Here is a 17,902-nt window from a genome sequence, read left to right on the forward strand (position 1 = left end):
GTTCCCCGCGCCTGCGGGGATGATCCGTTTCCTGGCGTTCGCGGCCTTCACCGGACGGGAAATCAACGGATTCAAGGGACTAGTCATCTCGCTGATCGTCTGCGTCCTGGCGATTAGCGCGGGAACGATCATCAACGTCTTCGTCTAAGCACCGGTGAACCGTCTGAGAGAAAGAGAAGATCCTCATGGCTGAAACTGATCCATTAGGCAGAAGCTGGAAACTCTGGGGCGGTATCCTCGCCTTCATCGTGGTCATTGTGATCGCGGGGCTAGTCATCTTCCCCCGCGTCAACTCTGAACCAGAAACAGCTCCGACCGCTGCTGCCCCGTCGGTACCAGTTGAGTCTGCGTCCCCGCCCTCCCCTTCGAATTCGCCTTCGGCTTCGGCTTCCAAGCCAGCTTCTGGGGATTGCCCTGCGCTAAGTACCGACAATTCATTCCCGAACGATGCCCCGGAGGCTGAATGGAAGCGGCACCCTGTGGGTATGCTGCTGCCGGTATCGGCGGAGCATGGGCCTGCGAAGATGGATGGGGATTTCTGGCGTTGTTTCAGCCACACACCATCTGGCGCAGTTTTTGCAGGATTGACTCTAAGCCTAGAGTTTTCGGGAGCCGGCATCATCGAAGCCGCAGTTGAATCACCAGAACGCGATCAACTTTTTGAGCAGCAGATGGCCCTGGAAAACGACTTCGAATACCCCGTAATCTCTGGCTACCGCATTATGCATAGCTCAAATGATGCTGCTTCTATCGAATATATCGCCCCAGTGGGCAGTCAGTATGTTTCTATTCGTATAGATCTTCTATGGGATGAAAATGCTAACGATTGGCGGGTGGATCTTTCATCCGGTGAACCGGCTTCGGCCATTGTAAACGATCCCAGCACGTTTACCGATTGGAAGTAGGTGCAATTATGGCCGATTCACAATGCGATTTCTGGGATTCTTTTTGCAAAGGCGGCGAAGTAGCAAAGGACCTTGCGGATAGTGTGATTTCTGGCTTCGTGCAGTCGCTCCTTGAAGGTGCCGTGGCCTTCGGAGTTCCCCGCGCCTGCGGGGATGATCCGCTGCGCGGCCGCAGAGGCTCGCATGCAAGGCACAATTGCAGCCGGGGGGATACGTTAGTCATCCGCGCCCTGGATCGCGTCGCAGGCGAAGAACGAATGACCATCGAGATTATCCGCGAGCTGGCAGAGCGCGGCGTAAGGATCAAAAGTCTTACCGAGCCATTCTTAGACGTGGACATATCTACGCCGATGGGTGAAGCCATTGTGGGCATCATGGCCGTTATGGCGCAGCTGCGCGTCTCTATGATCAGGGAGAACACCAACAGGGAATTAGCGCACGCGCACGCCCAGGGCAGAATCGGAGGGCGGCCGCCCGTCATGGATGCAGACCGCACAGCCATGGCACGGCAGCTGCGCGAGGAAGGGAAAAGCTACGCACAGATCGGCAAAATTCTTGGTGTCAGCGCAACGAACATTCATAGAGCTTTGAACCTATAACCCTAATAATCGCCTATAACACATATTATAATTGAAGTGCATGGATTCTGATTTCCCGTCTTAGGAGGTAGTCATGAGCCAGGTTCTTGAATCGCCACGGGATAGTGAGATGGCAGCTGATTTACTGCGCGCCAGAGAGCTATCGGAGGTTGCGCTACTGGACTATAAGCGGAATCTGAAGGTGGCCGCTAAACAAATGACACAGAAACAAATTGCGGAAATCGTGCGCTTATCGCAGCCAGCAATTGCTACAGCTTTGAAGCGTGCCGCAAAGGTTCCTGATGCTATTGCGGGCTTCAAAGCCGCGTCACCGCATGAGGTGTGCCAGCGGTACGCTGCTGGGCTGATTAGCCGCAAAGAAGTTGTGCGCCAGTTGGTAGCGTGGCCGTACAACGATACGCCGAAGTTCAATGAATTTGGCGAAGTCCAGGGCGACACCTCCGGTACGTTTACGGACGTGGAGAACGCTGTCATGTTTGGTTTGATTGATGACTCAATCTATGAGGAAGTTTTCAACCAACTGGCCGACTAGTCGCGCGCCCTAAAGGAGAGTTTCCCGCGCCTGCGGGGATGATCCCGGATCGCGACGGCGCGGCAGCTGCGGCAGGAGGGCAAAAGCTATGCGCAGATGGCCAGCATTCTCGGTGTCAGCACCGCCAACGTATACCGTTCTCTGACCCACGAAACCCCTTGAAACCACATGATAACACAAGTTATAATTGAAGTGGAGGAAGTCTCCCTTGAGGAGTTGAGGAGGGTGTTATGAGCCAGTTGGTGGAGCGGCCGCGTCATGGTGATATGCGTGCGGAGCTGCTGCGGGTGCGGCAGCGGATGGAGGTCGACACGTTGGATTACAAGCGCACGTTGAAGACCGCTGCGAGGTGCATGTCTCAGCGGGAGATGGCCGAGGTGTTGGGGATGTCTCAGCCGGCTGTGGCGAAGGCGTTGCAGCGTGCCCAGGCAGTACCGGCTGTGGTTGGTGAGTTCAACGCTGCAAGCCCTTATGAAGTGTGCCAGCGGTACGCGGCCGGGTTTATTGATCGTACCGAAGTGGTGCGCCAGTTGGTTGCATGGCCGTATAAGCCGACTCCTTGGGCGAACGAGTACGGTGAGTACGAAGAGAGCAGGGACGGAACCTGGCGAGAGGTTGTCGAAGCGGCCGATAACGGCTTGATTGACGATGCGATCTACGATGAAGTTTTGAAGAAGACGGCCGGTTAGACGCGCGCCCTAAAGGAGAGTTTCCCGCGCCTGCGGGGATGATCCGAATTCACGGTCGTGCTCATGAAACACGACATTAGCGGTAACGGCTAGTTGAAGCCAGCAAGGCCCCGGGGTGATCCGCTCCGGAGCCTTCGCCTATTGAGAGGAAAGCATGGCTAACAGCTTGTTCACCTCAGCGGAATTCAAGACCCTGCGAACCCTCCTAGGGTACTCAATCACTGAAATCAGCCGATACCTCGATATCGGTCCCGCTACCGCCCGCGACTGGGACCGGGGCCGCTATAACCCGCCCCCGGGCGTAGGCGAAGAGATGAGGGATCTAGCAGACCACACCGACGAGATCGTCGCGCGCCTGGTACGGCACTATGAGACACACCCGCGCGATTGGCCGATCCGCACGCCGAGGCGCTCCTGCGACATCGCTACCGCGTTCCCCGGTGTCGAGCTGCCACACTATGTGTCTCTTGATTGGTGTCGCATTGTTGTAGCGAGGGTTGCGCGGGAAATCCCAGGGCTTGGCGTCGATTGGTTCTAACTAACACTTGCAGAGCTCCCCGCGCATGCGGGATCTCCGGCTGAGAAACGCGGGAGCCATCAGTTCACAAGGAGCCCCCGGCCCTGTATGCCATAGCTTCCACCCAGAACCTCCCTTGTGACCCCCTGGACTCTGAGAGGAACAGTCCACGCATGTTTTGAGACAGTCTTTAAGGGAGCGCTTTCGTGGCCATTTTCGATGTTGAATACACCTACATCGACAACGCCGAACTCATCCAGAAACACCGGCCCGAACACCGCGCGTTCCTCAGCGAACAACGCGAAGCCGGCACCGTGCTCCTCTCCGGCCCCAAAACAACCGAACCAGCCAGCGCCCTCATCATCGTCCGCGCCAACACCACCGAAGAAGCCGGCCGCATCCTCGACGCCGACCCCTTCAACGACCACGGCATTATCACCCACCGCGCCATCGCGGAATGGAACGTCGTCATCGGCGAGCTCTAAACCACCCACCCAAGCCCTAAAGCGACAACCGCGCGACGAAAGCCGTATAACGAAAGGTAGCCAGCCGTGGTAGCCCCAGCCCTCAGAACGCATCGCCTCACCGACCCAGCAGCAAACAAGCCGCTGCTGCTCGTCGGGCCCGGAATCGGAACAGGCGTGCAGGAACTGTGGAACACCACGGCGCAACATCTCGCCGATGATTTCGAAGTGATCGGGTACAACCTCCCCGGTCACGCCGGAGCCCCCGCCCACACGGATCCCTACAGCGTCAAGGAACTCGCAGACGCAGCCGCCGCACTCGTCGCCGACCAACCCGCGGAGAGGCGCATCTACTTCGCCGGCGTCTCCATCTCCGGCGGGGTAGCCATGGAACTCGCCCTCCACCACCCCGAGCGGTTCGCCGCGGTCGCAGTCGTGTGCTCGGCACCGAAAATCGGTGAACCCGAAGCCTGGGAAGAACGCGCCCAAGCAGCCGCCGCCAACGGAACCGAGATCATGGTCCCGTTCTGCCGCGAAGGCTGGTTCGCGCCCGGATTCATCGACGAAAACCCCGCCCAGTCAGACGCACTGCTCGATAACCTACGGCAAGCTGACCTCGCCTCCTACGTCACCATCTGCCGCGCACTCGGCACCTACGACGTCCGCGCAGATCTCGCCACCGTCACCATCCCCGTACTCACCATCAACGGCGCGCACGACCACGTCTGCCCACCGAGCGAAGGCGCCACCATCGCCGCCGGCGTACCCCACGGCAAAGCCGTTACCTTCAACCACGTGGCCCACCTCGCCCCCCGTCGAAGACCCCGAACGCACAGCCGCCGAACTCCGACACTTCTTCCTCGCGTAGGGCTAGGAGACGGCGGGGAGAGTAGCGGCAGCTGGGGAAGCCGGCTCAGTTGAGCACCGGCTGCTCGGCGAGCGTGTAGCGGTTGCCTGTGCGTGCCACTGAGATGGGGCCGTGGTACTGGGTTGCGGCTTGTTCTGCCCACCACTGCTCGGTCGCGACTCCGGCGAGGTGGGACAACACCAAGCGGCCCACGCCGGCTTCCTGCGCCACCGCGCCCGCATCGGCGGGGGATGTGTGGGAGCATGCCTGGTGGTTCAGGAACGCTCCAGAGAAACCTTGTTCCTTATAGAAGTCGAGGTTCACGGCCTCGTGCACCAGAATGTCCGCGCCGCGGGCTAGCTCGACGAGGGCCTCGGATTTAGCGGTGTCTCCCGAGAACACGATGGAGCCTTCGTTTGTGTCGAAGCGGAACGCGAACGCCGGGTAGACCGGCGGGTGCTCCACGAGGGTCGCGTTCACCGTCACCGCATCATCGCGATACACCTGGAATATCGGCTCCTCAGGGACCGTGATTTCCTCGGTCTGCACCAGCTCGTGGAGGTTGGGGCGGGCCTCATCCTGGATCCGGATGTCGATGTCGTAGGAGAACCCCTCGAGGGTCTTGCCCACCAGCTCCGCGGTCCCGGCCAGGTCCTCGCCGCCCTCGCGGTGCGGGTCCTTACCTGGCCCCACAATCCGGAACGGCTCCGTGAACCCCTCGACCGGTTTACCCCAGTTCCACAGCAGGAACCCCGGTAGCTCCACCACGTGGTCGGAATGCAGGTGAGTCACGAACCCGGCCGTGAAGTGCTTGCCTTTCAACCCGGCTTCGGCGGCGGCTCGTGTGCAGCCCAGCCCGAAGTCGATCAGATAAAACCTGTCCCCTACCCGTACCGCGGAGCAAATACCGGGTTCGCTCCCGCGGATTGCCGGGCCTGCAGCCGTGCCTAGGGTGATCAGTTCAACGCTCATGTCAATGTCCTTTTAGTTATGTGCACGTTATTGATATGCACGCCAGTTGACGGTGGTCGGCTCCAGGTAGGCGTCCAAGCCCCAACGGCCGCGCTCGCGGCCAATCCCGGACTGTTTCCAGCCACCGAACGGCGCATCCAGCTCAACAACTGTGTGCTGATTAATCCAGACCGTGCCGGCCTCCAGCTCCGGCGCGAGCTGCCGTGCCCGCTCCATATCCGGCGTCCAGATCGAAGCACCCAACCCGAACTCGGAATCGTTCGCGAACTCGATGGCCTCATCAACCGAGCTGTACGTCACGATCGGCAAGGCGGCACCGAATTGTTCCTCCCGCACGATGCGCATGCCCTGTTCCGCATCCGCCACGATGGTCGGGGTCTGGAAATAGCCCGGAAGTTCGCACCGCTGTTGCCCAGCGAGCACGGTCGCGCCGTCAGCTGCGGCCGCATCGACCAGTTCCCGCACATAATCACGCTGGCTCGCGTTATGCATGGGCCCCAGCGTGGTTGCCGCATCAATTCCGTGGCCGAGCACAAACTTATTGACCTCAGCCAGCACAGCGTCAGTGAAGTCCGCGCGCAGCGCCTCCGGCACATAAACGCGCTTGACCGCCATACACACTTGTCCGGCATTTCGGAAAGCACTGCCGACGATGCCGCGTGCGGTCACCTCGATGTCGGCATCCTCCAGCACGATGGCGGCGTCATTACCGCCGAGCTCCATGGTCACGCGGGTGACATTTTCAGCGGCCTGCTGCATCAACGAGGTGCCCACCGCGGTGGAGCCGGTGTAGGAGATCTTGTTGACGAGCGGCTCGGAAGCCAACGCAACGCTCACGGTGCGGTTAGATCCGGTCAGGACCTGCACAACATGCTCGGGCAGCACGGCGTTCATCAGCTCAATCAACGCGATAGCTGAAGCCGGGGTGGTCGGAGCCGGTTTCGTCAGCACCGTGCAACCGGCGATCAGCGCGGGAGCCAGCTTGACGCACAGCAGGGAGATCGGGAAGTTCCACGGAGTGATGGTCCCCACCACCCCCACCGGGCGGTTCAAGACCTCGACGTTGCGGCCATCGCGCTCCGGAAGGCTGATCGCCTCATCCCAATCCAAGGTTGCGTAGTACCGGAACAGGCCGGCCGCGACCGTGAACTCCATCTTCGCCTCAGCAACCGGTTTACCCTGCTCACGCGAGAGCACCTCACCCAAAGAATCGAGGTTCGCCTCGATCTTCTCCGCGATCTTCACCAGCGCCTCAGCGCGCGCCCCACGGTCACGCCGCCAACCACGCAACGCCGCACGAGCTCGGAGCGCTGCCTGCCGCGTGTCTTCGGCCGTGTTTTCCGGAACCTGCGCAACAACTTCCAGTGTTGCCGGATCAAGAACCTCGTACTGGCTGCTCACGTGTACCTACCTTCGGGGCTAGAACTGGACGGGTGTAAAGGTGGACGGGCCTAGAATTGGACGGATCTAGAGTTGGACGGGCCTAGAGGCGAAATGGGCGTTGACACCGCCAGCGCCGCCAGCGCCGCCGCAATTTCTCTACATCATGGAAGATTCAAGGCACCCAATGGCGTTAACTTTCCAACCATTGGAAAAAACTCTGCGCTGATGAGGCAGAATGGTGACCATAGAACCAAACGCATGATCCAGCTCACATGAAAGGTTCTATCCAATGAAAAAGACCATTGTTGTCACCGGCGTCTCCTCCGGAATCGGCGCCCAGACCGCCGCGCAGCTACGCGAGGCCGGCCACCGCGTGATCGGCGTGGACCGCAACCCACCAGCCAACGCCGATACCTGCACCGCAGCCCAGACCAACGCTGAGGCGGGCACCGCACCCCAGACCAACGCCGATGCAGGCCAGGATTTCGTGCAGCTGGATCTCTCATCGACCGAGTCCATTCAGGCTGGCGTCGCGCAGATCACCGAGCTGGCCGGCGGCCCCATCGACGGGCTCGCGAACATCGCTGGCGTCCCCGGCACCGCACCGGCCGAGGTGGTCATGGCTGTGAACGTGCTCGGCCTGCGCGACTTCACCCAGGCGCTCTTGCCACAGCTAGCAACCGGTGCCGGGATCGTGAACCTCGCCTCGTCCGTGGCCTTCGACTGGCGCAGCAACGTCGAGCAAGCCAGCCGTGCCGTGCAGGCCGAAAGCGTCGAGGAGCTGAAAGCTGATGAGCAGGTGTGGGCCCTGGTCCAGGATGAGTCCTACCTGTTCTCCAAGCAGTGCGTCCGCCTCTTGACCGAAAAACTCGCCGCATCCCTGGTGCAGCAGAAGATCCGGGTCAACAGCGTGAGCCCCGGCCCCGTATCGACCCCGATCTTGGAGGACTTCAAGAACGATCACGGCCGCGAGAAAGTCGAAGGCGCCTCAAAACTGCTCGGCAAATTCGGTGAAGTAGCCGAAATCGCTGACGTCATCGAATTCCTCCTCAGCGACTCCGCCCGCTGGGTCAACGGAACCGACATCCGCGTCGATGGCGGTCTCGTGGCGTCCCGCCGGAGCGGAAACCTCTAACCATGGCTAACCGTGCACCGCAGCGGCAAGGCAACCCGGCCGGCCGTTCGACTACGCAAAAGTCGGAGGCACCGTCCATCTCGGTGACCTCGCGGGCGCTACGGATCCTCGACACCTTCGACAGCACGCAACGGGAACAATCCCTCAGCGGCATCGCCCGCCGCGCGAACCTACCGTTGGCGACCGCGCACCGGCTCGTCAACGAACTCACGATGTGGGGCGGCCTGGAAAAGAAATCAGGCCGCTACCGCATCGGCCAAAAGTTGTGGCGCATCGGCCTGCTCGCTTCTGCCCAGCGGGATGTGGCCGAAGTCGCCTCCCCCTACATGCAGGATGTGCTGTTTGTGACCCACAATGTGGTGAACCTGTTCATCCTGGACCAGCAAGAAGTGCTGCTGGTGGAACGTATCTCCGGTACCAACACGGGTGCCCCGTTCCGCAGGGTCGGCGAGCGCATGGACCTGCACTCGAGCGCGGCCGGTAAGTTGATGCTCGCATACGGCTCCCCACACCTATTGGATGATCTACCGGCCGAGCTACCTCGGCATACAAGCCACACGATTGGGCGGAAATCCGAGCTGATCCAGCACATCGCCCGGATCCGTTCGCAAGGGTTCGCGACCACTCAGCGGGAAAGCGGGGAGAACAACTTCGCGATCGCGGTGCCGGTTTTCTCGCCGGCTACCGGCCACATCATCGCCGGGCTTGGGATCGTGACCCAGGACGCGATGGCGCCCATCGGCAACGTGGTGCCCGTGTTGAAGATCGCGGCGCGCGGCATCTCCCGAACACTCGAAGTGGGCGACTAGCTCTCGCGTTCCGGCTTCTCTTTCAGCAAGATCATGGTCCCCGCGATGCCGAGCAGGCTGAATGTACCCGTGAGCATCCAGGAGCTCTCCCAGCCGCCGGTTTTGACCGCGAACCACGCGATGAGGAACGGGCCTAGGAAGTTTCCGAGGTTGAAGATCTGCTGCATGAGCCCCATCACCACGGCACTTGAGCCGTTTGGTTGGGCTAGCTCGCCGATCATTCGCGTCAACAGCATGGGTGCTGCGCCGCCGATCGCGGAGAACGCGACCGCGAAGAGGAACGTCGCCAACGCCGGGTGGGATGTCTGTTGCCACGGGATCGCGAAAAGCCCGAACGACGTCACCGCCATGGCACCCAAGGCCCCGATCAGCAGGTGCTTTTCCTTCACGCCCTTGTGCGCCAGCACGCCAGCCCCCAGGGCACCGACGATGTTGACCCCACCCACGAACGCAGACATCAGCCCTGCTCCCGGCTGCTGAATCCCGTACTGCTCATAGATGCGCGGCAAGAAGCCCAGAACCGCCATCCATTGGATGCTGTAGCACGCGAAAATGGCGCCGGCCAGCCACGGCCCAGACCTGGATATGGTGACGCGCACCAGCTGCCACGTCTTGGTTGCACCGGACGCGGCCGCATCGCCGACGCTGCCCGCCGGGTCTTTCGGCACCAGGGAGATCACGAACGGGATCAAAAGCAGAGTGATGCAGGCCGCGCCAATCCACATCGGCCGCCACCCGAACTCCGGAACCACGAACGTACCCACTGTGAAACCGATGAACGCCGCAAGCCCCTGAAAGGTCGCCCACGCAGTCAAAGCCCGATGCACGTGCGGCGGTTCGAACCGATCCCGAAGTAGCGCTGGTCCCAAGACCACGCAAAACAGGAAGCCGATCCCCTCGACGGCCCGCGAAATGAAGATCATCGCGGGCGAGGACGCCAGCGCGCCCAGTATGGAGCCGAAGCTCAACAGGACCATCCCGGCGAGGATGACCCTGCGTAGCCCAAGCCGTTCCCCCATCCACGCCGTTGGCAAGCCACCAATGATGCTGGCCACCTGGATGATGCCGATGAGGATTCCCGCTTGCACCAGCTCGATGCCGAGCTCTGAGCTCAGCGAATCCAGGGATGGCGGCAACTTCCAAATGTGGATGGCGCTGATGATGCCCATCAGGACTATGCACAGCCATGAAACAGTCTCGCTGTGAGAAGAACTCTGCCTGCGCATCGTTGTCATGGCCCCACCTTCAATACCGCTGATTGCCTTATCTTATTCCGACAATCATGCACACCTTGACTCATCAACAGACTAGATCTTCCATTAGCCGGAAAGCATGGCTCCAGGCGGCGAAACGCAACACCACACCGGTGTTTCCATTGGATGGAATGTTTTGTGATGCGTGACACAACTAGTCCTAGGGTTGCTTCACGAGTAACCGCTACCCCGCGTATCAAGGGGTAGCCCCAACGAATCTTGTTCCCCACTGACCCACGAGGCTTGTTCTAGGAGTGAGCTCATAGTGACACCCACAGCTACCGAAGAAACCCCAGAACTCATCGACGTTGTGGTTGACGAAGTCGATGACATTGCTGAGGGCGTTCTGTCACTCGTGCTGCGCCGCCGCGATGGCCAAGAGTTCCCGCACTGGACTCCGGGCTCCCACATCGACTTGCATCTAGGCAATGGTCTGATCCGCCAGTACTCCCTGTGGTCACCTATGGATGATTTGACCCAGCTACGCGTTGGCGTGCTGCGGACCCTCGATTCACGCGGCGGCTCCGAATGGATCCACGACAACCTGCGCGCCGGCGAGCGCCTCAGCATCTCAGCGCCGCGGAATAACTTCCCTCTGGTTGATTCCCGTAAGTACATGTTCGTGGCCGGCGGCATCGGCATCACGCCTCTGGTTTCGATGATTCAACAGGTTGAGGAGCAGGGCCGGGAATGGCAGCTGTACTACGGCGGCCGCAGCCGGGCATCGATGGCGCTAGTTGAGCAGCTGGAAGAGCAGTACGGCACCGAGAAGGTGCACATCTTCGATGAGGACGGCCGGGGTCGCCTGGATCTGGAAAGCATCCTTGCCCTGCCGCGGGCTCACATGCTGATCTATGCGTGCGGCCCGGGCGGGATGCTGGAAGCGATCGAGGATTTCTGCATGGGTTGGCCTCCAGGCTCGTTGCACACCGAACGGTTTGTTGCCGGCACGCTCGGGGCGGCCGGAAACCAGGATCCGTTCTCTGTGGAGCTTGCCCGCAGCGGTAAAGAGTTCACCGTTCCACCTGAGAAGTCCATCCTCGAAGTCATGGAGGAAAACGGCACCCGGGTGCTTTCCAGTTGCCGCGCTGGCCTGTGCGGTACGTGCGAAACCCGCATCATCTCAGGCGAGGTTGAACACCGCGATGCCGCCCTCACCCAGGAAGACAAGGACGCCGGCGACGTCATGATGGTGTGCGTTTCACGTGCAGCGGCCGGCTGCAACCGACTCGTTCTAGACCTATAAACCCGCGCCGAACTTTTAGCCCCTGCGCTGGCTTTGTTACCCGTGTGCTGGACTTATAAAACCTTGGGAGTAGAGCAATGAAGACGTTAGAGAACGTACCTGTTTTCACCGAAGACCCCTACAGCGAATCAGCGCTGCTGGACCCTTACCCCTTCCTGGAACGGCTCGCAGCAGCAGGGCCTGTCAGCTACCTCGAAGCCACCGGGATCTACGCGATCACCGGTTATGAAGAGGTCTATGAGGTGCTCAAGGACTTTGAGACCTACGTTTCCTCCGGCGGCCTCGGCCCTCGCGATATCCGCAAGGACGAGGGTTGGCGTCCGCCAAGCATCCTCGAATCCGATCCACCCATCCACACGCTCATGCGGCGAGCGCTGACCGGGGTCATCAACCCTGGAACGGTACGTAAGCTGCGTGAACCGTTCACCCCGCCAGCGGCGGAACTGGTTTCTGAGCTTGCGCATCGTACCCATTTCGATGCGATCAAGGACCTCGCTGAGCTCTACCCCATCCGGGTCTTCCCTGACGCGGTGGGTATTCCGGAAGAGGGACGGGAGCATCTTCTGCCGTACGGCAATATGGTGTTCAACGCTTTCGGCCCAGAGAACTACATCTATGAACAAGCCTTCGCGCACGCGGATGAACACTCCGCGGTCGTGATGAAGGCGTGCGAGCACGAGTCCCTCTCCCCTGGCGGTTTCGGCGCCAAGATTTGGGAACGCGTCGAGGATGGGCTGATTACCGAGCAGCAGGCAACCCTGCTGGTGCGTGCGTTGCTGTCTGCGGGAGTGGACACCACCATCTTCGGGATCGGCAACGTTCTCTCCGTGCTCGCCGGCGAACCAGAAGCCTGGCAAGAGTTGCGCAAGCAGCCGCATCTAGCGAAGTTCGCGATCGATGAGGCGCTGCGCCTGGAATCGCCGTTCCAGAAGTTCCACCGAACTGTCAGCACTGACACGACCCTCGGCGGAGTGGACCTTCCGGCCGGGACTAAAGTGCTCGTGTTCTTGGGTGCCGCTAACCGTGATCCGGAGAAGTGGGGCCCAGACGCAACCAAGTTCAGCCTGGACAGAACGTCCTCTGGACACGTCGCTTTCGGTATGGGCCTGCACCAGTGCGTCGGCCAGCCGATTGCGCGACTAGAAATGGAAATCGTGTTGCAGCAAATGCTGGAACACGTCGAGACCATCTCCCTGGCAGGAGAACCACAACCGATCCTGCACAACGTACTTCGCGGTTTCGAATCGCTGCCAGTAGAGATCAGCGCGGCTAAGTAAGCCTTTCCCTCACCCCATCACAACCTGCGCGAGCCGTGCGGGTTATCACCCCTGCCCAAAAGTAGAGATAGGAAAGACATGTCAATCGATGCGAAAAAAGTCGAGGTGAATACGCTCCCTCCGCTCGATGCCTCGGACCCTGCCAACTGGACCGCACGCAAACGCAACGCTTACGGCTGGTCCATCGCAGTCATGTTGCTGATCCTGATGATGATCAGCTGGGCGGATAAAGCGATCCTCGGCATCGTCGCGATGCCTTTGATGCGTGATCTGGGTATCACGCCGGCACAGTTCGGCCTGTTGGGTAGCGCCGTCTTCATGCTCTTCGGTGTCGCCCAGTTCGTGGCAGCACCTATCGCAAACCGGATCCAAGCCAAATGGATCCTGCTCGTGTTGTGCCTGGTTTGGTCGCTCTCCCAGGTTCCAGTCATCCTGTTCGCATCCCTACCGGCACTGTGGATCAGCCGCCTCCTGCTCGGTGCCGGCGAAGGCCCGCTGGCCCCGATCACGATGCACGCGGTGTACAAGTGGTTCCCCGCCAAGCGTTCCGCGACCCCAGCGGCACTGGCCTCGGCTGGCGTGACACTCGGCATCGTCGCTTTCGCGCCAGTCATCGCGTGGATCACCGCCGCGCACGGCTGGAAAGCAGCCTTCGTTTTCGTCGCCCTCATCGGTGTTGTCTGGGCTGTTCTCTGGCTCTTCTTGGGCAAGGAAGGCCCATACACCTCGGTTGAGGCCGAGCACCGCATCGAAGGTACCACCCCTGACGAGACCACCATCGCTGCTGACTCGAAGGTCAAATACCTCAAGTCCTTCCTGACACCAAGCTGGCTGCTCGCGGTCCTCTGCTCCTTCCTGGGCTACTGGACCTTCACCGTGGCAATGACCTGGCTGCCGGCATACTTCGAAACCGTGTACGGAATGTCCACCCAGCAAGCCGGCTCGATGATCGCGCTGCCAGCTATCTGGGGAACCATCTGCACGGTCGGTTTGAGCTGGCTCACCGAATACCTCGGCAACCGCGGAATCGCTACCCGCTTCTCCCGCGGCTGGGTGCTCGGCCTTGCAGCAGCCTTCTCCGGCATCATGGTCCTGGCCGGCACGTGGGCAGACAACCCGACGCTTGCACTGGTGTTCTTCACCTTCGGGTTCGGTACCGCCCCAGCCCTGTTCGCTGTCACCTACCTGATCGCCGCAGAGACCACGAGCATCTCCCAGCGTGGCGCCGTACTGCAGATCACTAACGCGTTCCTGACCTCGGGCGGCCTGCTGGCCCCAGCGATCGTCGGACTCCTCGTTAACGCGGCAGCAACTGAGGCGATCGGCTACGAGAACTCGTTCCTCCTGACCGGCGCGATGATGGTCATCGCCGGCATCATCGGCTGCCTCGGCATCAACCAGCAGCGCGACCGCCGCAAGCTCGGCCTCGACCAGCCAGTACCAGCCGCCAAGTAGGCGGCCGCTCAGCAGGGCGTGCTGAGCTAAACCGTACTGGGTTGAATCAAAGCAACGTTGATTCAACGCTGGGCTAGTTGACGCAACGCTCCATGAGATTGACGCGACGCTGCACTAGGCGCACAAGCAGCGCAACCCAGCCGCACCGCCGCCGCTGACAACCACCCGGTTGTCAGCGGCGGCTTTGTGCACCAAGCAGGCCGGTTCGTCGTTCTACGAAGGTCCGATCTTCCCGTCGCGAGCGAACTCCGTCAGCTTCTCCTGCGCATCCGGCGAGTAAATAAGGTTCGTGTACGGCCCGTTCTTCCCTTGACCTTCGTAGAGCGCGATACCGTAGTCCACACCACGTGGGGTGGGCTTCCAACTTGAGCCGGTGCGCGTGATAAGTCCGTACCTTGATAACGCTTCATTCAGATGAGAAGCGTTGACCTTTTGATCCGCCGATAGAACGTTAGTTTCACGCCAGTCTTTAAGTATCTCCGCAGCAATGCGATATCCAGGAGCGTGACGATCAACGAACGGAATCACAGCTTCGCGAGGCTCTGAGACTTCACTTCCAAGCTCTAGTTCCGCTGCTGCTAATGTGCGAGGCTGTGCGTTTTCCAGCTCAACTTCACCAAGCTCGCAAGCACCGCTTGTGTGGCGTCGCGCGAAGTCGCAGTCATCTAGAACAGCATGCTTCTTGACAAGACTGAATACTGGCCCAGCGTCATTCCAGCGCTTTACACTGCCGAACACAATAAAGAGATCTTTCGCACGCGACACCGCTACGTTCATGAGTTCGAGCGTTCCGTCGATGAAGCCCGCTTGGCCTGAGTTGTCCCCATACACCGGAGAGAAGAGAACAACTGAGCGTTCTGCCCCTTGAAGAGTGTGTGCAGTTCCGACCGTAATCTTGTCCCGGACGCTAGGGTCCACAATGCTAGCGATACGTTGCTTAATCACACGCGCTTGAGCGGCAAAGGGAGTGACTACTCCGACAATTGTTTTGTCTTTCTGCACATCTTCTTCGGGGTTATAAATTGCACGGAAGAAATCGAAGTTATCGCGAATCCACGTTGCGATCGCTGTAGCTTCTTGGAAGTTAACCCGACTCGAGCCTTTCCGTTGGTCCTTAGAATTCGGAACTGTCTTAAACAGGAAAGGGCTGGCCGTCTTGTTTTTGAGCTTGTAGCCTTCCAGAGGACGGCTTGGCTTGAGCATGCCCTTATAGAGCAAGTCATTGCAGTATTCGATGATGTCTGTGTGACAGCGGAAATGTTCTGCCAGGAAAAGGCCCGGGTCCAAGTCTGGTCCATAGCACCAATGGCTTGCCGAGCTCGCAGCCGCCATCACTGAAGAATGATCGGACGACGTTAGTCCACTATCAACCATGTGGTCCCAGTGGTCGCCCAAACCGAAAGTCGATGCCATTTCTCGGTCGTTTTCCGGGTCAATGCTCCACACTGGTGCAAGTTGCAAGACATCGCCCACAACGAGAGCTCGTTTCGGAAGCGCAAAGGCAGAAGCCCCGACTGAAATATCAACTTGGCCAGCTTCATCTACGATCAGGAGGTCTGGTCGCCTCAGGTCAAACCGCGGCTTTTCGCCCTTCTCAGTCCACAGCTTGAAATACTTGGGTAGCTGATAAACCGTCATGACAAAGCATGGCGTCAAAGCGGTGACTTGTTGCCAGTACTTCTCCATGTGGGAAGCGGTTGTGCGATAACGCTCATCGTGCGGTATGAGTTCGTCACCCGCGGCCGCGAGCAACCATTCAGCCTCGTAAATGTGGATAGCTAACCAGAACTGAGCGTAACGGACCGTGACATCAAGCTGCTGATCAAGCTCATATAGGTCGGTGGCCTTTTTCAATTCCTCAACCTGCTCAGGCGACAGCAAGCCGAATCTCTCAACAGCGTAGATCGAGGTGGCGATGTTCTTCAGGTACTCTTCGTGGGCACGATATGCATCGCGCTTTACTTGCTCAATCTCCCGGTTCAGGCTAGCCATTTCGTGTGTTAGTGACGCCACGGTACGACGGTAGAAAGCCACGAACTCATCGAGCGTGCCGAACCTTTCGGCTGGCTCGTCCTCGTCGTAGTGCATGTCGATAACAAACTCTTGCTCAATGAGGCTGGTGTTTTCTTCGTCTTCTACACGATGTAGGTGTTGGCTCCACGCTTGGAGTTGACGTTGATGATCCGCAAGTTGCTGGGCCACCTCGCTGGCCTTGGAAGTAAAGGAGCCCAGCTGAGTGTTAGCTCGGCGATCGGCTAGAGTGCGCTTCTGAATGAGGTCACGGCGAGCGGCTTCGCACTTGCTCAGTGCTTTGCGTAGCGTTTTCAGGGCTTTCTTCAGATCGTTAGTCGGACTCACCGTTATCTGAGGTAAGTACTCAGCGCATTCTTGCAAGAAAAAGCTCGTTGCATCCGGCACATATTCTTGCTCCGAGTAGTCGCTATAAACGCCACCCTTGCGTGTGTCCTCGAGTAGGTATCCCTTTTTCTTAGCGTCTTGCACCTTCGCTTGAGACGGACAGTACGTAGCAATACCGTTGAGCGACTCTTCTGATGCTCTGCCCTCTGACGCTACCGGCAGCCAGCGCTTGTCGAGTATCCCAGGGTTTTTCTTCGTGACTTTGCTAAACGAATCGATGATGTTGGTGACCGCTTGATTGTTGGTCGACGTGCCGACGATCAGGGGCGCAGGTTTCTCTTCGAGTGCGTGCGAAACGATGAGGCTAGCAACAACGGATTGCAACATAGTAGTTTTGCCGGTGCCCGGAGGGCCACTGACTGCGGTAATAGATGCTGGACCGTCTAGGTGAAAAGCATGCACAGCTCGGCGCTGAGATTCAGTCAGAGGGAACTCATCACTCATACTGCCTGTTGACCTCGTGACCGCCTCTTGCAGTGTGTCAATGTAAAGGTCTATGCCATCAGATTGAATGCGCTGGTCCGAGCCCCCTGATAGGAGCTGCTGGTAAACAGGGGCATCAGAATAAGCTCCGTTCTCCAGGAATCGGTACAACTCCAGCACGGCTCCGTTTGCCGTAATCACTTCACCTGGTGATATGAAACATTTGTCCTCGATGATCTCGGTCGAAACATCTGTGTTGAGGCTCGCGTGATTTCGCTTGATTTGCGAAAAGTTGTCGTCAGCGACGCTACGAAAAAGATCAAAACTGAGGTCAACAACATCGCACCACTCCTCAGCTGTTGACGTTAACTCTTGCCCTTCCCCTATTCGCCATTTCCAGAATGAAGACAAGTTACCAACCATGACTTCGCGTTCGGTCATACCTGGAGTTCGCATACGCCTGGCAGGAATCCATGGTTCTGAGCTTTGCAGATCAGCTGAGAGGCCACCGTCTGGTGACAATGATGCGGGAACTAACAACAGACCGGTTGTCTGCGCGTTCTGACGTAGAGTCACGCACGAGATGATGACTTGGATTGGCTTCGCTTTCGGGTCCGGAGACTCCAGTTCGGTTGCCGATTCGCTTAACTTCGCTTTTCTCTTTCGTTGTGCACCCTTCGTTTCTTGAGCAAGTGCGAAAAGCTGAGCGACAGACTGTTCATTCAGTTTGCCCTCTCGGAATTCGTCAACATCGACAGTGACGTGGGGAGCGTCCGAGCCGAAGTCCACATCGTGAAGGTTAGAGCGACGCTGGACTTCAGAGTAGTAGCGGGTAAGTTCTAAAACGTGTGATGGCATGTCATTTCCCGAGGTGTTTTCTGGCCTTATGCGAGGCTCCAATGGTGCACGAATCCAGCCTCAGACTACATCGATCCGGGATAAGCACCCTGTTCTCGCTCTGGGTTCGGCCTTTATGAT

The 17,902-nt window shown here is 59.1% G+C and carries 16 protein-coding genes; 12 read left to right on the forward strand and 4 right to left on the reverse strand.

The window, feature by feature from the left end:
- Window positions 1–185 precede the first annotated feature (185 nt).
- From HMPREF3160_RS05190 to HMPREF3160_RS05220, 7 genes are all read left to right on the forward strand, one after another.
- Window positions 186–905, forward strand: a complete 720-nt coding sequence (locus tag HMPREF3160_RS05190) for a DUF8175 domain-containg protein (RefSeq protein WP_070507458.1) — start codon at window positions 186–188, stop codon at window positions 903–905.
- Between the two features lie 8 nt (window positions 906–913).
- Window positions 914–1,504 carry a recombinase family protein gene (locus tag HMPREF3160_RS05195; RefSeq protein ID WP_070507460.1) on the forward strand — a complete coding sequence of 197 codons (591 nt, stop codon included), beginning with the start codon at window positions 914–916 and terminating at the stop codon, window positions 1,502–1,504.
- A gap of 73 nt (window positions 1,505–1,577) precedes the next feature.
- Entirely contained in the window at window positions 1,578–2,036 is a 459-nt protein-coding gene (locus HMPREF3160_RS05200; protein ID WP_035755841.1) for a hypothetical protein, read from the forward strand.
- Between the two features lie 230 nt (window positions 2,037–2,266).
- Window positions 2,267–2,725, forward strand: coding sequence for a helix-turn-helix domain-containing protein (locus tag HMPREF3160_RS05205; protein WP_070507462.1), 459 nt, complete (start codon window positions 2,267–2,269; stop codon window positions 2,723–2,725).
- Between the two features lie 154 nt (window positions 2,726–2,879).
- Window positions 2,880–3,263, forward strand: coding sequence for a helix-turn-helix domain-containing protein (locus HMPREF3160_RS05210; RefSeq protein WP_070507463.1), 384 nt, complete (start codon window positions 2,880–2,882; stop codon window positions 3,261–3,263).
- 185 nt (window positions 3,264–3,448) lie between these two features.
- Window positions 3,449–3,727, forward strand: a complete 279-nt coding sequence (locus HMPREF3160_RS05215) for a YciI family protein (RefSeq protein ID WP_070507465.1) — start codon at window positions 3,449–3,451, stop codon at window positions 3,725–3,727.
- 66 nt (window positions 3,728–3,793) lie between these two features.
- Window positions 3,794–4,627: an alpha/beta fold hydrolase gene (locus tag HMPREF3160_RS05220; RefSeq protein ID WP_083285455.1), complete on the forward strand. Its 834-nt coding sequence runs from the start codon at window positions 3,794–3,796 to the stop codon at window positions 4,625–4,627.
- Here HMPREF3160_RS05220 and HMPREF3160_RS05225 read toward each other — a convergent pair.
- Both HMPREF3160_RS05225 and HMPREF3160_RS05230 read right to left on the reverse strand, forming a co-directional pair.
- On the reverse strand, window positions 4,620–5,525 hold the full coding sequence (locus HMPREF3160_RS05225; protein ID WP_070491236.1) for an MBL fold metallo-hydrolase: 906 nt from the start codon (window positions 5,523–5,525) through the stop codon (window positions 4,620–4,622). The two genes, HMPREF3160_RS05220 and HMPREF3160_RS05225, sit on opposite strands and share 8 nt — an antisense overlap.
- 27 nt (window positions 5,526–5,552) lie before the next feature.
- Window positions 5,553–6,926, reverse strand: coding sequence for an aldehyde dehydrogenase family protein (locus tag HMPREF3160_RS05230; RefSeq protein WP_070507467.1), 1,374 nt, complete (start codon window positions 6,924–6,926; stop codon window positions 5,553–5,555).
- Window positions 6,927–7,197: 271 nt separating this feature from the next.
- Between HMPREF3160_RS05230 and HMPREF3160_RS05235 the strand changes: the two genes are divergently transcribed.
- Window positions 7,198–8,043 carry an SDR family oxidoreductase gene (locus tag HMPREF3160_RS05235; RefSeq protein WP_070507468.1) on the forward strand — a complete coding sequence of 282 codons (846 nt, stop codon included), beginning with the start codon at window positions 7,198–7,200 and terminating at the stop codon, window positions 8,041–8,043.
- Window positions 8,044–8,045: 2 nt separating this feature from the next.
- Complete coding sequence (locus HMPREF3160_RS05240; protein WP_070507470.1) at window positions 8,046–8,852, forward strand: IclR family transcriptional regulator; 807 nt, start codon at window positions 8,046–8,048, stop codon at window positions 8,850–8,852.
- Here HMPREF3160_RS05240 and HMPREF3160_RS05245 read toward each other — a convergent pair.
- Window positions 8,849–10,021: an MFS transporter gene (locus HMPREF3160_RS05245; protein WP_176744706.1), complete on the reverse strand. Its 1,173-nt coding sequence runs from the start codon at window positions 10,019–10,021 to the stop codon at window positions 8,849–8,851. The two genes, HMPREF3160_RS05240 and HMPREF3160_RS05245, sit on opposite strands and share 4 nt — an antisense overlap.
- Before the next feature lie 349 nt (window positions 10,022–10,370).
- On the opposite strand from HMPREF3160_RS05245, the gene HMPREF3160_RS05250 reads away from it, so the two are divergent.
- The 3 genes from HMPREF3160_RS05250 to HMPREF3160_RS05260 all read left to right on the forward strand — a co-directional run bounded on the left by HMPREF3160_RS05250 (window position 10,371) and on the right by HMPREF3160_RS05260 (window position 14,083).
- A complete protein-coding gene (locus tag HMPREF3160_RS05250; RefSeq protein WP_070507473.1) occupies window positions 10,371–11,351 on the forward strand; it encodes a PDR/VanB family oxidoreductase in 981 nt (326 codons plus the stop codon).
- Between the two features lie 77 nt (window positions 11,352–11,428).
- Window positions 11,429–12,628, forward strand: coding sequence for a cytochrome P450 (locus tag HMPREF3160_RS05255; protein WP_070507475.1), 1,200 nt, complete (start codon window positions 11,429–11,431; stop codon window positions 12,626–12,628).
- A 78-nt stretch (window positions 12,629–12,706) separates the two neighbouring features.
- The gene (locus HMPREF3160_RS05260) at window positions 12,707–14,083 is read left to right on the forward strand and encodes an MFS transporter (protein WP_070507477.1); all 1,377 of its coding nucleotides are present in this window, start codon (window positions 12,707–12,709) and stop codon (window positions 14,081–14,083) included.
- Between the two features lie 213 nt (window positions 14,084–14,296).
- On the opposite strand, the gene HMPREF3160_RS05265 is transcribed toward HMPREF3160_RS05260, so the two are convergent.
- The gene (locus tag HMPREF3160_RS05265; RefSeq protein WP_070507479.1) at window positions 14,297–17,782 is read right to left on the reverse strand and encodes a DEAD/DEAH box helicase; all 3,486 of its coding nucleotides are present in this window, start codon (window positions 17,780–17,782) and stop codon (window positions 14,297–14,299) included.
- Window positions 17,783–17,902: the final 120 nt, after the last annotated feature.

Origin of the sequence: Arthrobacter sp. HMSC06H05 (assembly GCF_001807395.1) — a bacterium.
Classification (GTDB): Bacteria; Actinomycetota; Actinomycetes; order Actinomycetales; family Micrococcaceae; genus Pseudoglutamicibacter; species Pseudoglutamicibacter albus.

Excerpts from the sequence above, each read along its gene's own strand:
- HMPREF3160_RS05240 (WP_070507470.1), top strand. The coding sequence starts at position 8,046 with ATGGCTAACCGTGCACCGCAGCGGCAAGGCAACCCGGCCGGCCGTTCG.
- HMPREF3160_RS05245 (WP_176744706.1), bottom strand. The coding sequence starts at position 10,021 with ATGGGCATCATCAGCGCCATCCACATTTGGAAGTTGCCGCCATCCCTG.
- HMPREF3160_RS05210 (WP_070507463.1), top strand. The coding sequence starts at position 2,880 with ATGGCTAACAGCTTGTTCACCTCAGCGGAATTCAAGACCCTGCGAACC.
- HMPREF3160_RS05255 (WP_070507475.1), top strand. The coding sequence starts at position 11,429 with ATGAAGACGTTAGAGAACGTACCTGTTTTCACCGAAGACCCCTACAGC.
- HMPREF3160_RS05195 (WP_070507460.1), top strand. The coding sequence starts at position 914 with ATGGCCGATTCACAATGCGATTTCTGGGATTCTTTTTGCAAAGGCGGC.
- HMPREF3160_RS05235 (WP_070507468.1), top strand. The coding sequence starts at position 7,198 with ATGAAAAAGACCATTGTTGTCACCGGCGTCTCCTCCGGAATCGGCGCC.
- HMPREF3160_RS05200 (WP_035755841.1), top strand. The coding sequence starts at position 1,578 with ATGAGCCAGGTTCTTGAATCGCCACGGGATAGTGAGATGGCAGCTGAT.
- HMPREF3160_RS05260 (WP_070507477.1), top strand. The coding sequence starts at position 12,707 with ATGTCAATCGATGCGAAAAAAGTCGAGGTGAATACGCTCCCTCCGCTC.
- HMPREF3160_RS05225 (WP_070491236.1), bottom strand. The coding sequence starts at position 5,525 with ATGAGCGTTGAACTGATCACCCTAGGCACGGCTGCAGGCCCGGCAATC.
- HMPREF3160_RS05205 (WP_070507462.1), top strand. The coding sequence starts at position 2,267 with ATGAGCCAGTTGGTGGAGCGGCCGCGTCATGGTGATATGCGTGCGGAG.
- HMPREF3160_RS05265 (WP_070507479.1), bottom strand. The coding sequence starts at position 17,782 with ATGCCATCACACGTTTTAGAACTTACCCGCTACTACTCTGAAGTCCAG.
- HMPREF3160_RS05190 (WP_070507458.1), top strand. The coding sequence starts at position 186 with ATGGCTGAAACTGATCCATTAGGCAGAAGCTGGAAACTCTGGGGCGGT.